Source organism: Wolbachia endosymbiont (group A) of Andrena fulva, from assembly GCF_964026815.1.
Lineage (GTDB): Bacteria > Pseudomonadota > Alphaproteobacteria > Rickettsiales > Anaplasmataceae > Wolbachia > Wolbachia pipientis.
Genome location: NZ_OZ034701.1, coordinates 1,045,381 through 1,062,157, shown reverse-complemented (window position 1 = coordinate 1,062,157; position 16,777 = coordinate 1,045,381). Strand labels below are relative to the sequence as shown.

Here is a 16,777-nt window from a genome sequence, read left to right as displayed (position 1 = left end):
ACGACTGTGAAAACTAATATTGATGAGCCGTGTGCGGGAAATCTGCAAGCACGGTTCTTTAGGGGGAGTTGTAGTAATAAAACTCAAACGAGAGGAGTAAAGCTACAGCTTCTACCGAACAAAGTATGCTAATAGAGATTCGGGATCAGAAAATGACCTGTAGATCATCATCGATTCCTTCTCCTATAGCATGGAATGATTCAATGTCCTTAAATTCTGGGGTTTCTGAAGATTCTCCAAAAGATACGGCGAACATTTGTAATAAGGAACCTGAAAAACAGCAAGTTACTAAGGAAAAGGAAGAAGAAAAGTTGTTTAAAGCATTGCTTTATTGGTTTAACTTAAATAATTATGCTTTGGATCCTCCTCATACTAACTTTATTGTAAAAAATGGGAAGATTGCTAGTTTAATTGATGATAGTGTTGATGTAAAAGAGTATTTAGAGGAGATAATAGATAAAACGAAAGAAGAGTATCGTGTCAATAAGAAAGAAGCCTGTGATCTCAATGAGTTTCCATTTAAATTTCTTTCTAGTTGTGAGGAAAACCAAGAAACAACAGTTGTTGCTAATATAAGTCGTGGTGCCTTACTTAACTTAAAAGAACTTTTTAGTCGGGAGCATGAGGGAAAAGTAGAAATAAAAGATATCGACATTAACATCGTCGAAAAGGCAGTGAAATCTGAAAAGGACAAATGGGTAAATTTTCAGGTGCAAGAACATGGGTTATCCCCTAAAAAAGCAATTAAAACCTGTTATCCCGATGAAAGCGTATTAGAATATATTTCAATTACAAAAGACAAAGGTGGATACTGGATTAACCGTGATTATGATGGTTCGGAAGTAGAGTCGTTTAGGAAAGAGCAATGGCCTGCTAAAGGTACTAGAAATACTACTACTACCTTTAAAAAGATAGAGGAGAGTAAAAAGGATGACAGCAGCAGCGGTTACTCTTCCGGGTTCGTAACTGATGCTGAAAACGTAAGCTCAAAAGCTGAGGCAACAACAAGTGGTTATGAGTCTATGGATTGTGAGAATACTGGAGAAAGATCGCCAAAACGTAAGTCTCCATCGCCTGAAGATGGAGGTAGTCCAAGAAAATCTCCGAAAAGAGATTCTTTACCACTTTCAAGGCTGGAGTCGTTAAGTTTGAGTAGTTCCTCTCATCAAATAGGTAAGTGTTAGGCTTATTAATTTCACTGCTCTCAGCCACCCAAGTGTTTTATTAGGGTTGGGGCCAAAGCCCCTGACCCTGGGGATGCTGTCGGTGGTTTTTTCTTGTCCATTGTAAATATTGTACCGTACTGTCCACTTGATCATCATAACGGGCTTCTGGGAACATTAAAATCTCATACTCAAAATCATTGAGCCATATTGCTTGCTGTGGCAGAAAAACCCTGCCAGACTCTATCACCGGAACAATTTGATAAAATCGAGTGAGTTTGTCATTGTGTGGAATTATTTCGATAATGGGTAGATCACTGTTTGCTTTTAGCTCTTGTGTTAATTGCTGACCACTTGTTTTTGCTTCAATCAAAATTGCGTGTGGCGTCCATCTTGCAGCTAGTGACAGAACTTGCTCTTTAAGCTTTGGGTACTCAAGCTTTGCTCGATATACATCAAGTAAATAGAATTTATAGCATTTCTCATAATAGTCCGAACAGGTCATAGGAAGGCAGAATCAACAGCACGACGAAAGGATTCGAATAGAGGAATGTTTTTCCTGGCTCTGTTTTTTATAGCAAACCAATGATGCTCAATTTTGTTGAAATCTGGAGAATAAGGCGGCAGATACAAAATTTCTGCACCAACCCCTTTAGCAAGCTCGATAATCTTATCAGACTTATGAAAAGTAGCATTGTCAAGAATGACAGTCTGTCCAGGTTCCAAGATCGGTGTCAAAAATTGCTCAAACCATCCATTAAAAACATCCATATTACAGTGGCCTTCAAAGGTTAACGGAACAACTATCTTTCTTCCACTTAAGGCTGCAACCATACTGATTCGTTGAGTTTTCTTTCCAGATTTTAAGGCATAAAACCGCTGTCCTTTCTGGCAATATCCGTAGGGGTAGTCTTCGGTGTTATCAATGCCAGACTCATCTATATACACTAAGTTTTTAGGTTCTTTTGTCGCTATAATTTTCAAAAATTCAGCACGTTTTTCTTCGTTTCTTTCCTTGTATCCATATGTCTTTTTTTGCGCGTAAATCCAATTTTTTTAAGGGCTCGATAGATCGTTTGGATACTAACGTTGTTCCAAAGTTTAGCCATTTCCGATAGAGTCTTTCCTCCGTGTTCTCTGGCAAATTTGGCAAAGGTATCCCAGTCGGTAATTTTGTGATTGTAACCCCCATTTCCAAGTTTTTTTGATTGAAAGTCTCCTGTTTCTTTTCTTCTTTGCTGCCACTCCCATAAAGTAGTTCGTCCAATCTTAAATCTTGCTGCCACTGTTTCTCTGCTTTCTCCTTCGTCTAGCGCTTCCATTGCTTTTTTTCTTAAATCATAACTATATGCTGCTGGCATTCAACCTCCTTATCATCATCTACCCTTATCCTATCACATCCGGACTTTTATGGAAAGAGCTATAATATGGATGTTTTTAATGGATGGTTTGAGCAATTTTTGACACCGATCTTGGAACCTGGACAGACTGTCATTCTTGACAATGCTACTTTTCATAAGTCTGATAAGATTATCGAGCTTGCTAAAGGGGTTGGTGCAGAAATTTTGTATCTGCCGCCTTATTCTCCAGATTTCAACAAAATTGAGCATCATTGGTTTGCTATAAAAAACAGAGCCAGGAAAAACATTCCTCTATTCGAATCCTTTCGTCGTGCTGTTGATTCTGCCTTCCTATGACCTGTTCGGACTATTATGAGAAATGCTATAATTGAATAAATAACCTCCTTATTTTCAGAAATCATTGGCAAACAAATGTGATGCCATATGTTTTTTGGCTTGGATAAGAGGTGCCCAGTTAAGTCTTCCAGGTGGAGCCTATGCATCACAAGCACAATTACTCCTTTTTTTCTATCGTTGAGTCTCGTTACTAAAGTCTGATCGAACCAGTTTGTGGCACGTTTTCTAAATGTTTCACTCAAAGCTTGAGCAGGGTTAAGCGGATCATCCACAATAATAAAGTCACCACCTTCACCGGTTAATGTTCCTCCAACTGATGTTGCGATTCTAAATCCTCTCTGCACTGTTTGGAATTTATATTTAGTGTTCTGGTCTTTGGATAGTTCTACTTCTGGAAATAGCTTTTTATACCAATCAGATTGCATTATGCACCTCGTATCAAGCGAATGTTTTTCACTAAGCAACTTAGAATAACTTGCAACTATTATTCTTGCAGTTGGCTGATTTCCCAGTATCCATGCGGGCCACGCAACACTCATACATATGGACTTCATTGAACGCGGAGGCATATTGAATATTATGCGCCTTACTTCGCCAGCATTCGCTGCTTCCAGCCTGTCTGCTATGACTTTTATGTACTGATAATCATTATACTCACATCCCGGCACCACTGTTTGAAAGCACAGTTCAATGAATTTTAGAAAGTTCATGTTAGACCTCCTATAGTATCACCCAAGTAACCCCTATGGTGTTATCCAAGTGGCCGACACTGGTTCCTTTATGACGGCGTCATGCAAGTAGCTGACACTGGAATGACATCCTTTGATTTTTTATATGGTTATGCAAGAAATCTAGTGTAGATTTTTATTTATTTTATAAGATTGAAGTGTTACAGTAGCGAGCTTACAACACTACTGTTTTGTAAATTTAGTGAATAAAATTACTTCTTCAACTTTATCGAAGTAAAGAATTGATTTCCATTGCGGTAAATGAGCAACATTATTGAATCTTTACCGTTTTTCTTTACTGCTGAATCAACTTGTTTTTGAAAATCATTAGTATTTTCTATATCGGTTCCATCTAATTGGATAATAATGTCTCCTTTTTTAATACCACGCAACGTGGCATTACTGTTACTATCTACATTGGTAACTATCACACCTTTTGTAGGTACATTATTTTTACTTTCTTTTGATTCTTTTGGCAGATTTGAAACAGTTAAACCGGTTACATAATCAGATGTTGATTTATTTTCTTCTTGATTGTTATCTTGGCCATCATTTGTAGATTCTCCGATCACAACTTTAATATTAACCTCTTTGCTCTTTCTAAGTAACTTAACTTGCACTTTTTTCTCAGGTCCAGCTCTTGAAACCATTTGAGGTAATTGTGTCATTCTATCGATTTTTTTACCGTCAAATTCTAATAATATATCACCTACTTTAATCCCACCTTTTTCTGCAGGACTATCCTTTACTATACTTGCAACCAATGCGCCTTTTATATCTTTTAAACCCAAGGACTCAGCAAATTCTTTCGTTATAGGCTGAACTTGCACACCAAGCCAACCATGTTTTATTTTTTTGCCACTTTTTAATGTGTCAATAATTGACATAGCTAAATTAGATGGTATGGCAAAACCTATACCCACGTTGCCGCCAGACTCAGATGGAGAATAGATAGCAGTATTAATACCTATAACTTTTCCATTTAAATCAAATAACGGTCCTCCAGAGTTACCCCTATTAATTGCAGCATCAGTTTGAATAAATTCATTCATAGTGCCAATACTAATGTCCCTGGACCTTGCAGATATAATTCCTGTGCTTACAGAGCCACCCAAACCAAATGGGTTACCTATTGCCATAACCGTATCACCAACCCTTGCTTTATCAGAATCACCAAATGCAACAGAAGAAAGATCTTTATCAGAATTAATCTTAAGCACAGCAAGATCAGTTCTTGCATCATAGCCTAAAACTTCTGCTTTGAAATAAGTATTATCGTTCATAGTAACTGTGATATCTTTGGCGTTTTTAATAACGTGATAATTGGTTACTATAGTTCCACCTTTATCTATAATAAACCCAGAACCAAGCAACACCACCTCTTTGTTAACACTAGGGCCCCTATCCATAAAAAACTGATCAAAATGCTCAAAAAACTCTCTAAAATCATCAAAAAAATTATTTCCTGGCATAGATGGAACTCTAGTTCTGCTGTTATTTTCTTGTTTGATTATTTGTTCGCTTGAAATATTTACAACCGCAGGAATGAGTTCTTCCACTAGATCGGCAAGTCCTTGATTACAGTTACATCCAGTATTGCTAGCATTAACAACTTTTTTTGCGTTCCAGTCGAACACATTAGCGTATGAAGAGAATGAAATCAAAAAACATGCAAATATAGATAAAATAATTTTCATAGACTATTTCCACCCCTTATTTAAAATATCTAAAAAGTTATTGTTTGGTGAAAGTACAAATTTAGTATTATTTTCGGCAAATGATTTACTGTAAGCGCTCATAGAGCGATAAAAGTTAAAGAACTCTTCATCAACCTTAAATGCCTCATTATAAATTCTAGTTGCTTCAGCATAACCACGGCCCCTTATTTCGTACGATTCTTTTACTGCACTGGAGATAATTTCCCTTTTTAATTTATCAGCTTTTGATCTAACTTCCTGCCCAGCTTGCTCTCCTTCTGCTCTAATTTCTTTTGCTTCTTTTTCCCTTTCAGTTTGCATACGGCGAAATATTGCAGAACTATTTTCTTCTGGTAAATCTGCTCTCTTAATTCTTACATCTATTATTTCTATGCCAAATTTTTCAGCTTCAGAATAAACTCCACGCTGAATCAATTGCATAACCTCTGATCTTTTTTCATTCAACAAGCTAATCAACGAAAATCTGCCTATATTTTCTCTTATGTGAGCTTCTATAACCGGATATAATCTTCTAACCAGACCTGATTCATTCCTCACAGCCTGGTAAAAAGTAACAGGATTTGTTATTTTATATTTTGCATACGCATCTACTATAATACGTTTTTGATCCGCTGTTATCACTTCCCTTGGGATCTTATCAGGACTTAAATCTAAAACTCTTTTATCAAGAAACTCTACACTATTTATGAATGGCAACTTAAAATATAAGCCACTTTCCCTAACATCCCTTACAACTTTACCCAGTTGTATAACTATTGCTTGCTTTGTTTCTTGCACAACAAATATTGAATTAGATAAAGCAATCAACAATAAAACAACAAATACAGAAACAAAAACAATTTTAATATTACTACTCATGGTTATTTTCCTAAATTTGTAAGAGGTAAATAAGAAAACATACCTTTCAGATCATCAGTTACAACAACTTTGTCTACCTTACTGAAAATATTTTCCATAGTTTCAAGATAAATACGATTCTTAACGAGAGAAGGATTCTGTCTATATTCCTCATAAAGAGATAAAAAGCGATTTGCATTACCTTTTGCTTCATTTATTATTTCATTTTCATATGCTTGTGCATCTAATTTTATCTTTATCGCTTCACCCTTTGCTCGAGGTATAATATCATTATTATAAGCATATGCTTCGTTTATAGTACGCTCTTTGTCTGCACGAGCACTTTGTACATCTCTAAACGAACTGATTACTTTTTCTGGTGGATCAATTTTTTTCATTTGAACAGATAAAATCTCTATACCCATTTGGTATCCATCAAGAATCTGCTGCAATAGAATTCTAGTATCTCTAGAAATTTCTGGTCTGCCTTGACCAAGTGCAAAAGAGATCGTATTTTTACCTATTATTTCTCTCATGGCACTTTCAGCAGCATTTTTAACACTGAAACCGGGTTTGTAATCCCGCACTTTGAATAAATAGTCCTTAGCATCTCTAACGCGCCATTGAACCTCGAAGTTAACGTTGACTATATTTTCATCTCCAGTTAGCATCACGCCTTCACCGCGATCTGTATCTCGCCCATAAGAACTACTTACCCCAATTTCTTCACGATTTACTTCCTTAACGTTCACTTTAAAAACCTTGCCAATAGGGTAGGGGAAGTGATAACGCAAACCAGGTGTTTCTGTATTAGAATATTTACCAAAGGTAAGTTCTATACTTTCTTCACTAGGATGGACAATATAAAAGCCAGTGCAAGCATAGAACAGCAAAATAATGAAAATGATGAAATAAGGTTTTTTGCCCCTGTTTCTGGTTAATCCATTAAGAAAGAACCTTATATCAGATACAGCTTTACTTAAAATATCTTCATTATTAGGAGTTTTGTTCCCTACCGGTTTCTTTCCCAGATTCCAAGGATTATTATCATCAAACATAATGATTGATTCTATAATTAATACGCTAATATTACTTCTTTAATAAGAAAATGCAAACATAAATTGCTATTTTATTTACAAATTAATCATCAGGATGGAAAACATGATCGTACACTTCCTTTTCTCTATGTAATATGGTCGACTCTATGGAATTTTCTGGCTTTTTTTTGAATTCTTTGTTGTCACTCTTTAAGTGCACTACGTCTTTGTGAAAATGGGAATTATACCTAAATAGTAAAGCTATTATTATTAAAGTTATAACAGCCAAAAAGATGAGTGTTCTTTTTCTATACTTCATAAATGCTGCAGCTTCTTGACCTAATTTTCTATGTTACCACAAAACACGTCAAGCGAAATTATTTGAAGACAAATAAATACTGGCAATCAATTTAACACTAACTTAAGAATCAAGGAATACAATTATAATATATTTAATTAATAGTGAGGTTTAAAATGTTACATAATGAAAAAAATTCAAATTCTGTTGGAACTCAACAAAACCAACCAGAAGATAGTTTTGATTTGAATAAAACGATGCAAAATCTACCAAATTCAGATATTGCTAATGATCCCAAGAAGCTAAAAGAAAGAATTACTGACCTGTTAAAAGGGGATACAAAATTCTCTAAGATGAAACAAGGAGATAAGATTCTTGTAGTAAGTGCAGCAAGTGGATTATTTACGGCAGTACTACCACTTTTGGCAGTTGGTGCAACACTTGCTATACCAGGTGCTATAGTTGGTCTTGCTTTATATTTCGCTGTAAAAGTCGCTGTAAAAACAGTTCAATCTGGATATAAAGGGCTCAAGTGGTCAGCAGAAAAAACAGTTGATGGGGCGAAATATACTGCTGGGAAAGTTAAGGACGCATCAACATACGCTGCCGGAAAAGTTAGAGATGGTGCTGTGCATGTTAAAGATAAGGTGAAAGAAGGTTATGAACATTCAGTAGATTCACTGAAAAAAGGCGCTAGTTTTGTAGGCGAAGGAGTGGCAAATAAGTTCCATAAGGCATCTGGTGAGACGGACTATTTAGATAAGGTAAAAAGGTTTACTCCAGATGCAATTAAGAAATCTGACGAAATAAGAAATGATATGAAAGCAATTTTTGCTGATAAAGGAAATAATTCTGGGTTAGTGAAAAATGTACTTTCTGGAATATCGTCAGAAATTGATTTAAAAATGGCAGAGAAGGCAAAATCAGGGGAGATTGAACATACTTCTGGATGGCAAGTACAGAAAGAATTCATTAATAATTTAAATGAAAAAAGCTTGCATAACTTGTTAACACAAAGGTCATTACCTAAAGATAGTTATTTCATCGACAGTGTTTTCTCTGAACATTACGATGAAATTAAGAAGGTTATTAAAGAATGTAGAGAAAATCATTTGTACTCAAGCGTAAGCAATATGTTTGACAGAGCAGAGAAAAAAGCTAACAGGCCTTCTGTCAAAAGTTTAACTAGGTCTGTGTCATCATCATTCTCTTCACTGGGAAGAAAAGGCTCTGAACAATCTAACAGCTTGTCAAAAAGCAATTCACTAAATTCTATAGGAACTGAAAGTACTGCTACTGTCTCTGATTCAGATTCTCAGAACTTTGCAACAGTCCGTAGAAGCAATTCATCTAGTAGCTTAACTCCTAAGCTTACTCCAGTTGCTCCACCAGAACTACCTAGAAGCGCCTCATTGACTAACTTAAATGGACAAAGTTCTTTCAGTGAAGATGTTCTCAGTGATCCTATTGTGGAGCAAAACCTGGATAGTTTGAGTAACAGAACTCTCACTCACAGTAATTCTACTGATAGTGGAATGGGTTCTGGTTCTTCTACGCTAACAAGAAAACAAGTTCTTCCTTTAAAAGAAGAATTTGACAGAGAACTCGAAGAAAAGTTGGCAAAACGACGCGCATCTCTAGATCAACCTAGTGCAGAACCTGTCAACTCAAGAGCTACAGCAACTCCAGGAACAGTGTAATAAGTAAAACTTCTACCTTCTCCAAAAGGATGTTACTCAATGAGTAACGTCCTTTTTTTGTTTTTAAACTATAGAAAAATCCTAGATCCCAGCGGTATGCGTACAACCGTATGAACATTGTGATTTCTCTGCTAGGAAAGGTGTCATCCGAGTAGCTGACACTGGGATCCAGGAAAGTTTGCTTGTTTACAAGCAAACTAGCATAGAAAGTGGTTACAACGTTTTCGATGAGATTATATGGAAAACTGGATTCCAGTGTCAAGCACTGGAATGACATCACAGGGGCACTGGGATGACACCTTTACGTTTGAGGCAAACTAGCTATAACACTTAACATACTACCTTTGCAAACAAATGTTCATACAGTACGCGCTGGCGTTATTTTCTCTTGATGAATAAATCTCGGTAGAGTATAGTAGCAATGCATTTATGTAGCTACTAATGAATAATTTAGTTTTGGTTTATACAACTTTTTCAAATTTTGAGGAGGCTAAAACTGTTTCTGAAGAATTGTTAAACGAGAAATTAATTGTATGTGTAAATATATTTCCCGAAGTGAATTCTCTGTATTTATGGGAAGGTAAAATTAGTAATAGTTGTGAAGTAGTGGCAATTATGAAGAGCAGGAATGATCAAGTTGATAAAATTGTAGAAAAAATCGAAGCAATGCATTCTTATGATCAGCCAGCTATTGCTGTGATGCCCATAGAAAAAGCAAATAAATCTTTTACTAATTGGGCTAATAGTGTTATTGATGTAAGTAGTATTGGGGTGTAGCCAAGTGGTAAGGCAGCGGTTTTTGATACCGCCACGCGAAGGTTCGAATCCTTCCACCCCAGCCATATTGAAGTGGGTGTGAAATGATATCACTTTTCTATAAATTAAGATTATTGAATTATATATTAGGTAGTCTAAAAGATATAATTGTGAAACTGTTTCTCTTCACAATGTATCTTTACACATTCAGCATTGTGCTCATGTTTCTCAGCAATGGTTTTTGGTATGCTGTAGAATTTTGCTCTTTCAAAAATGCGTTTTACCGTTTGTTTCAATATTGCAAGTGGTATTATGAAAATAGGGAAGATCTCGGTTACGGAATTTCTATTCGAATATTAGTGGCGTTTCTTACTCCGCATTTTCTCTATAAATTATTACTTGGCACAGGCTGGAAGTCCTTTTTAAAGGAAAAGATAATACAGATACTCAACACAAGAAGAAAAAAGGGTAGTGAGTTCAGTAACAGTAGCAAACCAAGTGGCAGTAGTTATAGTGATAAGAATAATTACAGCAATAACAGTGGTAACAATGAGCGTCAAGCTCAAGATGCAAAGCGAAAAGTAAACATGATAAAGCAGCTATTAATCAAAGATATAGAGGCAACTATAGATAGGAGATTGAATTATATTTTTTTCGGTAAAAGGAGTAAACCTCATTAAGTATATAAAAAGGCTTTATCTAGTAAGGCTTTTTAAGGTTGGCTGTATTTTATTTTTTACGTATACCGGATCACAATCAGCCAATATACATGTGTGCACAAAATCTTGACTAAAGTCTGACAACCAAGAAATTGCCTTACGTTTTTCTACCAAGCTTTCTGTTTTTTTACAGTTACTTGCTGCATCAATCATTGCCTGCGCTATTACTGATTTCCACAGCAAATAATACCTTTGTATATCATCTGACGTACTATTTGTTTCATAGTGGTTAAAAAATTCTTTAAAATTGAAGTTGTTTGACATAATGATACCTCTTTGGATTGAAATTTGAAATGATTTGAGTTTATGTCGCCACAGCAGATTCCGCTAACACGTAGCGGGATGACGATTGTCAGGGCAGCGCCCCTATGATGTCATTCAAGTAGCTGACACTGGGATCCAGCCTTTCTGCAATCTCATCGAAAACGTTGTAACCACTTTCTATGCTAGTTCGCTTGTGAGCAACCTGGATTCCAGTGTCAAGCACTGGAATGACACCCTTTACGGGCTCTTAAATTGCAACTAATCTAAATATTTAAGAAATTTACCAAATGAAAAAAAAGGCAAAAGAAGCCCCGTGGTTATTATCCGCTTTAAAATATTGGCGTTTTTTATGTTTTAAACGCTTGACAAGCGAAATTCAGCTGCTTTTAATTGCAACTAACTTACGCTGCAAATGTTTAAGAAATTTACTAAGCAGAAAAAAAGACAAAGAATCCCCGAGTTAGCTAGTCTTTTACTATCTCTGTCGAGTATTGGCATTTTTTGATGTCTTGTAACGCTTTATAAGCGCGTTCAGCTTATTTAGATAAAAATCTAGATGTAGATGAAGTTTTGTAAAGACATACAGTATCTATATACTGCAAAAAATTGAACATAAGACGCCGATACATTAAGTAATCCTTACCTTTTAATCTGCAGATTGGCGAAAGCAAATACAATAGCTTCAGTTTCATGATAAGGGGGCTGGCGAGGTTTGTCAAGGGTGCGCCAAGAAGTGCTTGGAGAACAGTTGGTGAAAATCCAACACAAACAAAGTCTAGCCAACAGTTTGGAACAGACCACTATGTTGCATGAGGTAACGAGTGTAATAGAGCTAGTGGGATGGACAATGCAGGGCACAACGGAAGTGAAGGAGTGGAGTCCCGAAATACCTGAAGACATAGAGGTCGACATGTTCATGGCCATGGAAGACAGCATGAAGGATAACGTAAAGGCAAGTTATCACTCACTCTATCGGGATCTGAGACCGTGCCATGTATTGAAATGGACTTCAAGTGAACTTGGGAGATCCCATGCATTCCTATTAAGGTACGTTGGAACAAGTCAACAAAGGCAAGAACTAGCGGAAGATGCAGGGGAAGTCGGACTGATTGATAGTACTCAGAATGTGGGAAAGCCACGTACAAGGGGAAGCGATCAGCAATATAGTAACTGGAATAGGGATTGCTATGCCAATACAACGGAGGTAGGAATAACATGCGATATAAACTAAACCAGATAGCAGTAAGAGCAAAGCAAGATAAGCGACTAAAATTCACATCGTTAGTCCATCTGATAAATACAGAGAATCTTGCGAGATGTTATAAAGAACTGAAGCGTAACAAGGCTTGTGGAGTAGACCAGATAACAGTGGAATCATACGGAGAAAATCTGAATGAGAAACTCGAAGTGCTAGTAGAAAGTATGAAGAGGAAGCAATATCAACCACAACCAGTAAAGAGGGTATATATACCGAAAGCTGGAAGTAAAGAGAAACGCGGACTCGGAATACCATCGACCGAGGATAAATTAGTACAGATTATGCTGAAGAAGATATTAGAAAATATTTACGAGGCAAACTTTCTGGACAGCTCATATGGATTTCGACCAGGAAGAAACTGTCATCAAGCGGTAAATGCACTAGATAAAGCAGTTATGTACAAGCCAATAAACTACATTGTAGAAGTGGATATCAAGAAGTTCTACGATAATATACAGCATAAATGGCTAATGAGGTGTCTAAGGGAACGAATAACTGACCCAAATTTGCTGTGGTTAGTAAAGCGGTTTCTCAAGGCAGGGATAGTCGAAGCTGGAAATTATGAAGCAACAAAACAAGGTACACCACAAGGCGGTATAGTAAGTCCTGTATTAGCAAATATATACTTACATTATGTGTTGGATTTATGGATAGAAAAGAAATTTAAACCAAGATCCAGAGGATATATACAAGTAATAAGGTTTTGCGATGATTTTGTGGTTTGTTGCGAAAGTAAGGTAGACGCGGAAGAATTTCTGGAATTACTGAAACAAAGGCTAAATAAATTTGGGTTGGAAGTATCTGAAAACAAGACCAGAGTAGTAAAGTTTGGCAAGAGGGAGTGGCAACGAGCGATAAGAGAGAAACGAAGGACGGAAAGTTTCAATTTTCTGGGGTTTACGCACTATGGTGCAAAAAGTCGTCGTGGTAGATTAATGATGGGACATAAAACCTCTAAGTTAAATCTAGCCAGAAAACTAAAAGAAATCAAGGAGTGGTTGAAAATAGTCCGCGGAAGTATTCGACTTAAAGATTGGTGGCAAGTACTGAAGGCTAAATTAACAGGACACTATAACTACTTTGGTATTAGCGGAAATTATTGGTGTTTGAAACAATTTTACACATCAGTAAGAAAGCTAGCATTTAAATGGATAAATCGGCGTAGTCAGAAAAAGAGTATGACCTGGGAACAGTTTGTACACTACGTAGAAGTATAGCTCTTTCCATAAAAGTCCGGATGTGATAGGATAAGGGTAGATGATGATAAGGAGGTTGAATGCCAGCAGCATATAGTTATGATTTAAGAAAAAAAGCAATGGAAGCGCTAGACGAAGGAGAAAGCAGAGAAACAGTGGCAGCAAGATTTAAGATTGGACGAACTACTTTATGGGAGTGGCAGCAAAGAAGAAAAGAAACAGGAGACTTTCAATCAAAAAAACTTGGAAATGGGGGTTACAATCACAAAATTACCGACTGGGATACCTTTGCCAAATTTGCCAGAGAACACGGAGGAAAGACTCTATCGGAAATGGCTAAACTTTGGAACAACGTTAGTATCCAAACGATCTATCGAGCCCTTAAAAAAATTGGATTTACGCGCAAAAAAAGACATATGGATACAAGGAAAGAAACGAAGAAAAACGTGCTGAATTTTTGAAAATTATAGCGACAAAAGAACCTAAAAACTTAGTGTATATAGATGAGTCTGGCATTGATAACACCGAAGACTACCCCTACGGATATTGCCAGAAAGGACAGCGGTTTTATGCCTTAAAATCTGGAAAGAAAACTCAACGAATCAGTATGGTTGCAGCCTTAAGTGGAAGAAAGATAGTTGTTCCGTTAACCTTTGAAGGCCACTGTAATATGGATGTTTTTAATGGATGGTTTGAGCAATTTTTGACACCGATCTTGGAACCTGGACAGACTGTCATTCTTGACAATGCTACTTTTCATAAGTCTGATAAGATTATCGAGCTTGCTAAAGGGGTTGGTGCAGAAATTTTGTATCTGCCGCCTTATTCTCCAGATTTCAACAAAATTGAGCATCATTGGTTTGCTATAAAAAACAGAGCCAGGAAAAAATTCCTCTATTCGAATCCTTTCGTCGTGCTGTTGATTCTGCCTTCCTATGACCTGTTCGGACTATTATGAGAAATGCTATAAATCCATTACCAAAGCCAAAAATACATTTTTCTTTATATGCATAAGAGGGACGACTGTGAAAACTAATATTGATGAGCCGTGTGCGGGAAATCTGCAAGCACGGTTCTTTAGGGGGAGTTGTAGTAATAAAACTCAAACGAGAGGAGTAAAGCTACAGCTTCTACCGAACAAGTTTTTTCGTTTCTGCGGGCTACCTGGTTTTCCTACTGAAATTTTGAAAAATGTAATCTACTCCTATATTCAAATATATCAAGCAGTAATTCAAAATCAGCCATTGCGCCTTTTGCGTTATTATACGCGAGATTGAGCAGCTCTTTGTCCTGATATAAATCAGCAAATTTAAATTCCATACATCCTGATTGTTTTGTGCCTAAAATATCTCCACTGCCTCTTAGCATCATATCCCTTTCAGCAATGTAAAATCCATCTTGTGACTCACACATGATCTTTAACTTTGAAGATGAGCTTTTACTTAAATTATCGTATAATAATACACAAAAAGATGGCTTGTTTCCTCGCCCTACTCTGCCTCTTAACTGATGCAATTGTGATAACCCAAATTGCTCTGCATTTTCTATAATCATGATGGTTGCATCTGGCACATCTATACCAACTTCTATCACAGTGGTTGCAACAAGCAGAGAAAATTCATTCCTTTTGAAGGAAAACATAACTTGATCTTTCTGCTCCTGAGTCAATTTTCCGTGTATTATCCCGACTTTATCAAGAAATGGTTTTTGTAATTCCTGAAAACGCATCTCTGCTGCAGCAATATTGGTCTCTTCGTTTTCTTCTATATATGGACAAATCCAATATGCTTTTTCGCCCCTGTTTATAGCACCTTTTAGCTTTTCAATAACATCTGGCACCCTACTAATGTTCATAGTTACAGTTTTTATTGGCAATCTGGATTTTGGTTTTTCTTTCAAAATTGAACATTCAACGTCACCATACATAGCTTGCTGCAAAGTTCTTGGAATGGGAGTTGCAGTAACGAAAAGTATATCGGCATTTTCTCCTTTTCCTACCAAGCGATTTCTCTGCATCACTCCAAATCGCTGTTGCTCGTCTATGACTGCAAGCCCTAAATTTTTAAATGTAACGTTAGCTTGAAATAGTGCATGAGTGCCAATCACTATATTTAAAACACCACTTGCAAGTTCGTTCATGATAATCTTTCTTTCCTTGCGCGAAGTTTTACCAGTAAGCAGCGCAACTTTTATATCGGTACAGGATAAAACTTCCTCAATCCAATTATAATGTTGCTCCGCCAAGATAGTAGTCGGTGCCATTAGAGCTGCCTGCATGTTGTTTTCTACCACATTTATCATCGCAAAAAGTGCAACTACGGTTTTGCCACTACCAACATCACCTTGCAGCAAGCTTATCATGCGATACTTGGATTTTTGTCTCTCTGAGATCTCATCTATTGCACGAGTTTGATCATTTGTTAATTGAAACGACAATTCATTTAAAACTTGCTTTTTGTATTTACTCAATATTATAAATTCTCTTCCCCTTTCTTTCACATGATTTTTTCTTGCAAGTTTCAGCGCTAGCTGATACGCAAACAATTCATCATAAGCAAGCCTTTTTCTACAAACCTCAGCTTCCACCAATGAGCTTGGTCTGTGCAACTTTATGATGCTTTCCCTCCAACTTAACCATTTTTTTTGCTTGATTAATGTATCATCTATCCACTCTGGTAAATCAGGCAATTCCTTTAGATTAGAGCTTATTATGTTCCCAATGCGCTTATTGGTAATGCCACGGCATAATTGGTAAACTGGCTCTATGCAAGCTATTTTTTTAAATTGGTTGATGTCAAGCGACACGTAATCTGGATGAGTAATTTGCCAATGTTCAGCAAATTTTTCGAGTTTGCCACTGATGATCACATTCGCTCCAATTGGAAATAGTTTATATAAATACTTAACTGAGTAATTAAAAAAGACTATGAATATATACTGACTCTCACTTTCAACGACTATTTTATATGGTCTACCTCTAAAAGTGGGCGACTGATGTTCATAAACTTTTGCAATGAAAGTTGTAAATTCTCCAACTCGAGCATCAGATAGTAACTTGCTTCTATCCACATAACTAAGTGGCTTATAAAACAGCAGATCCACCACCTTGTCCCCACCACAAAGTTTAGGCAATATTGCGGAATGGAACTTAGGTATATTCTCCAGCCTGCTATTTAGAAAAATCTGATTGCTCATTGAGATTCATACATGTGTAAAACTGTTATAGAGCCTTTTTAAAATCTTGTCACCTTATGGTCAGGTATGCACTATAGCTAGCACAGCTCTCTAACGTTATACCGCGATTCATTCGCGGTATCTCAGCCGCTAACACGTAACGGAATGACGAATTTGTTGTTTTTAAAATCGTCGGTAAGCCTAAGTTATAGCTCTTTCCATAAAAGTCCGG

Annotated in this window: 14 protein-coding genes, 1 tRNA gene and 4 pseudogenes; 11 read left to right on the top strand and 8 right to left on the bottom strand. The window is 36.6% G+C overall.

Annotated elements, in window-relative coordinates; all coding sequences use genetic code 11:
* Nucleotides 1-6: 6 nt before the first annotated feature.
* Both AAGD84_RS05295 and AAGD84_RS05290 read left to right on the top strand, forming a co-directional pair.
* Nucleotides 7-132, top strand: a complete 126-nt coding sequence (locus AAGD84_RS05295; RefSeq protein ID WP_341817913.1) for a hypothetical protein — start codon at nucleotides 7-9, stop codon at nucleotides 130-132.
* Nucleotides 126-1,184, top strand: a complete 1,059-nt coding sequence (locus AAGD84_RS05290; protein WP_341817912.1) for a hypothetical protein — start codon at nucleotides 126-128, stop codon at nucleotides 1,182-1,184. The genes AAGD84_RS05295 and AAGD84_RS05290 overlap by 7 nt, the downstream gene beginning before the upstream one ends.
* 40 nt (nucleotides 1,185-1,224) lie before the next feature.
* Here AAGD84_RS05290 and terL read toward each other — a convergent pair.
* Nucleotides 1,225-1,638: pseudogene (gene terL / locus AAGD84_RS05285) on the bottom strand (phage terminase large subunit); the annotation flags it as partial.
* A 26-nt stretch (nucleotides 1,639-1,664) separates the two neighbouring features.
* A protein-coding gene (locus AAGD84_RS05280) for an IS630 family transposase (RefSeq protein ID WP_264705388.1) occupies nucleotides 1,665-2,524 on the bottom strand; the annotation gives its coding sequence in 2 pieces (ribosomal slippage) (nucleotides 1,665-2,200 and nucleotides 2,200-2,524; 861 coding nt in all).
* 63 nt (nucleotides 2,525-2,587) lie between these two features.
* On the opposite strand from AAGD84_RS05280, the pseudogene AAGD84_RS05275 reads away from it, so the two are divergent.
* Nucleotides 2,588-2,860, top strand: a pseudogene (locus AAGD84_RS05275) (transposase); the annotation flags it as partial.
* A gap of 29 nt (nucleotides 2,861-2,889) precedes the next feature.
* On the opposite strand, the pseudogene AAGD84_RS05270 reads toward AAGD84_RS05275, so the two are convergent.
* From AAGD84_RS05270 to hflK, 4 genes and pseudogenes are all read right to left on the bottom strand, one after another.
* Nucleotides 2,890-3,570, bottom strand: a pseudogene (locus AAGD84_RS05270) (hypothetical protein); the annotation flags it as partial.
* A 230-nt stretch (nucleotides 3,571-3,800) separates the two neighbouring features.
* Nucleotides 3,801-5,285, bottom strand: a complete 1,485-nt coding sequence (locus AAGD84_RS05265) for a DegQ family serine endoprotease (RefSeq protein WP_341817911.1) — start codon at nucleotides 5,283-5,285, stop codon at nucleotides 3,801-3,803.
* 3 nt (nucleotides 5,286-5,288) lie between these two features.
* A complete protein-coding gene (locus tag AAGD84_RS05260; RefSeq protein ID WP_341817909.1) occupies nucleotides 5,289-6,164 on the bottom strand; it encodes a protease modulator HflC in 876 nt (291 codons plus the stop codon).
* Nucleotides 6,165-6,166: 2 nt separating this feature from the next.
* On the bottom strand, nucleotides 6,167-7,201 hold the full coding sequence (gene hflK / locus AAGD84_RS05255) for an FtsH protease activity modulator HflK (RefSeq protein ID WP_010962866.1): 1,035 nt from the start codon (nucleotides 7,199-7,201) through the stop codon (nucleotides 6,167-6,169).
* Nucleotides 7,202-7,654: 453 nt separating this feature from the next.
* Here hflK and walE1 point away from each other — a divergent pair, with 453 nt between their 5' ends.
* The 4 genes from walE1 (at nucleotide 7,655) to AAGD84_RS05235 (ending at nucleotide 10,614) form a co-directional block, all read left to right on the top strand.
* A complete protein-coding gene (gene walE1 / locus AAGD84_RS05250) occupies nucleotides 7,655-9,178 on the top strand; it encodes an actin bundler (RefSeq protein ID WP_341817908.1) in 1,524 nt (507 codons plus the stop codon).
* 441 nt (nucleotides 9,179-9,619) lie between these two features.
* Entirely contained in the window at nucleotides 9,620-9,955 is a 336-nt protein-coding gene (cutA, locus tag AAGD84_RS05245) for a divalent-cation tolerance protein CutA (protein ID WP_006279213.1), read from the top strand.
* Nucleotides 9,946-10,020 (top strand) — tRNA-Gln (locus tag AAGD84_RS05240). Before cutA ends, AAGD84_RS05240 begins: the two co-directional genes overlap by 10 nt.
* Nucleotides 10,021-10,221: 201 nt before the next feature.
* On the top strand, nucleotides 10,222-10,614 hold the full coding sequence (locus AAGD84_RS05235; RefSeq protein WP_244263371.1) for a hypothetical protein: 393 nt from the start codon (nucleotides 10,222-10,224) through the stop codon (nucleotides 10,612-10,614).
* 15 nt (nucleotides 10,615-10,629) lie between these two features.
* Here AAGD84_RS05235 and AAGD84_RS05230 read toward each other — a convergent pair whose 3' ends face one another.
* Complete coding sequence (locus tag AAGD84_RS05230; protein WP_010962862.1) at nucleotides 10,630-10,917, bottom strand: hypothetical protein; 288 nt, start codon at nucleotides 10,915-10,917, stop codon at nucleotides 10,630-10,632.
* Between the two features lie 712 nt (nucleotides 10,918-11,629).
* Between AAGD84_RS05230 and AAGD84_RS05225 the strand changes: the two genes are divergently transcribed.
* The 4 genes and pseudogenes from AAGD84_RS05225 (at nucleotide 11,630) to AAGD84_RS05210 (ending at nucleotide 14,648) form a co-directional block, all read left to right on the top strand.
* Complete coding sequence (locus AAGD84_RS05225; protein ID WP_341817907.1) at nucleotides 11,630-12,148, top strand: hypothetical protein; 519 nt, start codon at nucleotides 11,630-11,632, stop codon at nucleotides 12,146-12,148.
* Nucleotides 12,133-13,392, top strand: coding sequence for a group II intron reverse transcriptase/maturase (gene ltrA, locus AAGD84_RS05220; RefSeq protein WP_341817906.1), 1,260 nt, complete (start codon nucleotides 12,133-12,135; stop codon nucleotides 13,390-13,392). Before AAGD84_RS05225 ends, ltrA begins: the two co-directional genes overlap by 16 nt.
* Before the next feature lie 59 nt (nucleotides 13,393-13,451).
* A pseudogene (locus AAGD84_RS05215) lies at nucleotides 13,452-14,310 on the top strand (IS630 family transposase).
* An 86-nt stretch (nucleotides 14,311-14,396) separates the two neighbouring features.
* On the top strand, nucleotides 14,397-14,648 hold the full coding sequence (locus AAGD84_RS05210; protein ID WP_341817905.1) for a hypothetical protein: 252 nt from the start codon (nucleotides 14,397-14,399) through the stop codon (nucleotides 14,646-14,648).
* Here the strand turns inward: AAGD84_RS05210 and recG are convergent.
* A complete protein-coding gene (gene recG / locus AAGD84_RS05205) occupies nucleotides 14,545-16,566 on the bottom strand; it encodes an ATP-dependent DNA helicase RecG (protein WP_410541708.1) in 2,022 nt (673 codons plus the stop codon). The two genes, AAGD84_RS05210 and recG, sit on opposite strands and share 104 nt — an antisense overlap.
* Nucleotides 16,567-16,777 lie beyond the last annotated feature (211 nt).

Bases quoted from the DNA above. Each gene is read 5' to 3' on its own strand.
- recG (WP_410541708.1), bottom strand. From the start codon at position 16,566: ATGAGCAATCAGATTTTTCTAAATAGCAGGCTGGAGAATATACCTAAG.
- AAGD84_RS05230 (WP_010962862.1), bottom strand. From the start codon at position 10,917: ATGTCAAACAACTTCAATTTTAAAGAATTTTTTAACCACTATGAAACA.
- cutA (WP_006279213.1), top strand. From the start codon at position 9,620: ATGAATAATTTAGTTTTGGTTTATACAACTTTTTCAAATTTTGAGGAG.
- walE1 (WP_341817908.1), top strand. From the start codon at position 7,655: ATGTTACATAATGAAAAAAATTCAAATTCTGTTGGAACTCAACAAAAC.
- AAGD84_RS05290 (WP_341817912.1), top strand. From the start codon at position 126: ATGCTAATAGAGATTCGGGATCAGAAAATGACCTGTAGATCATCATCG.
- AAGD84_RS05260 (WP_341817909.1), bottom strand. From the start codon at position 6,164: ATGAGTAGTAATATTAAAATTGTTTTTGTTTCTGTATTTGTTGTTTTA.
- hflK (WP_010962866.1), bottom strand. From the start codon at position 7,201: ATGTTTGATGATAATAATCCTTGGAATCTGGGAAAGAAACCGGTAGGG.
- ltrA (WP_341817906.1), top strand. From the start codon at position 12,133: ATGCGATATAAACTAAACCAGATAGCAGTAAGAGCAAAGCAAGATAAG.
- AAGD84_RS05265 (WP_341817911.1), bottom strand. From the start codon at position 5,285: ATGAAAATTATTTTATCTATATTTGCATGTTTTTTGATTTCATTCTCT.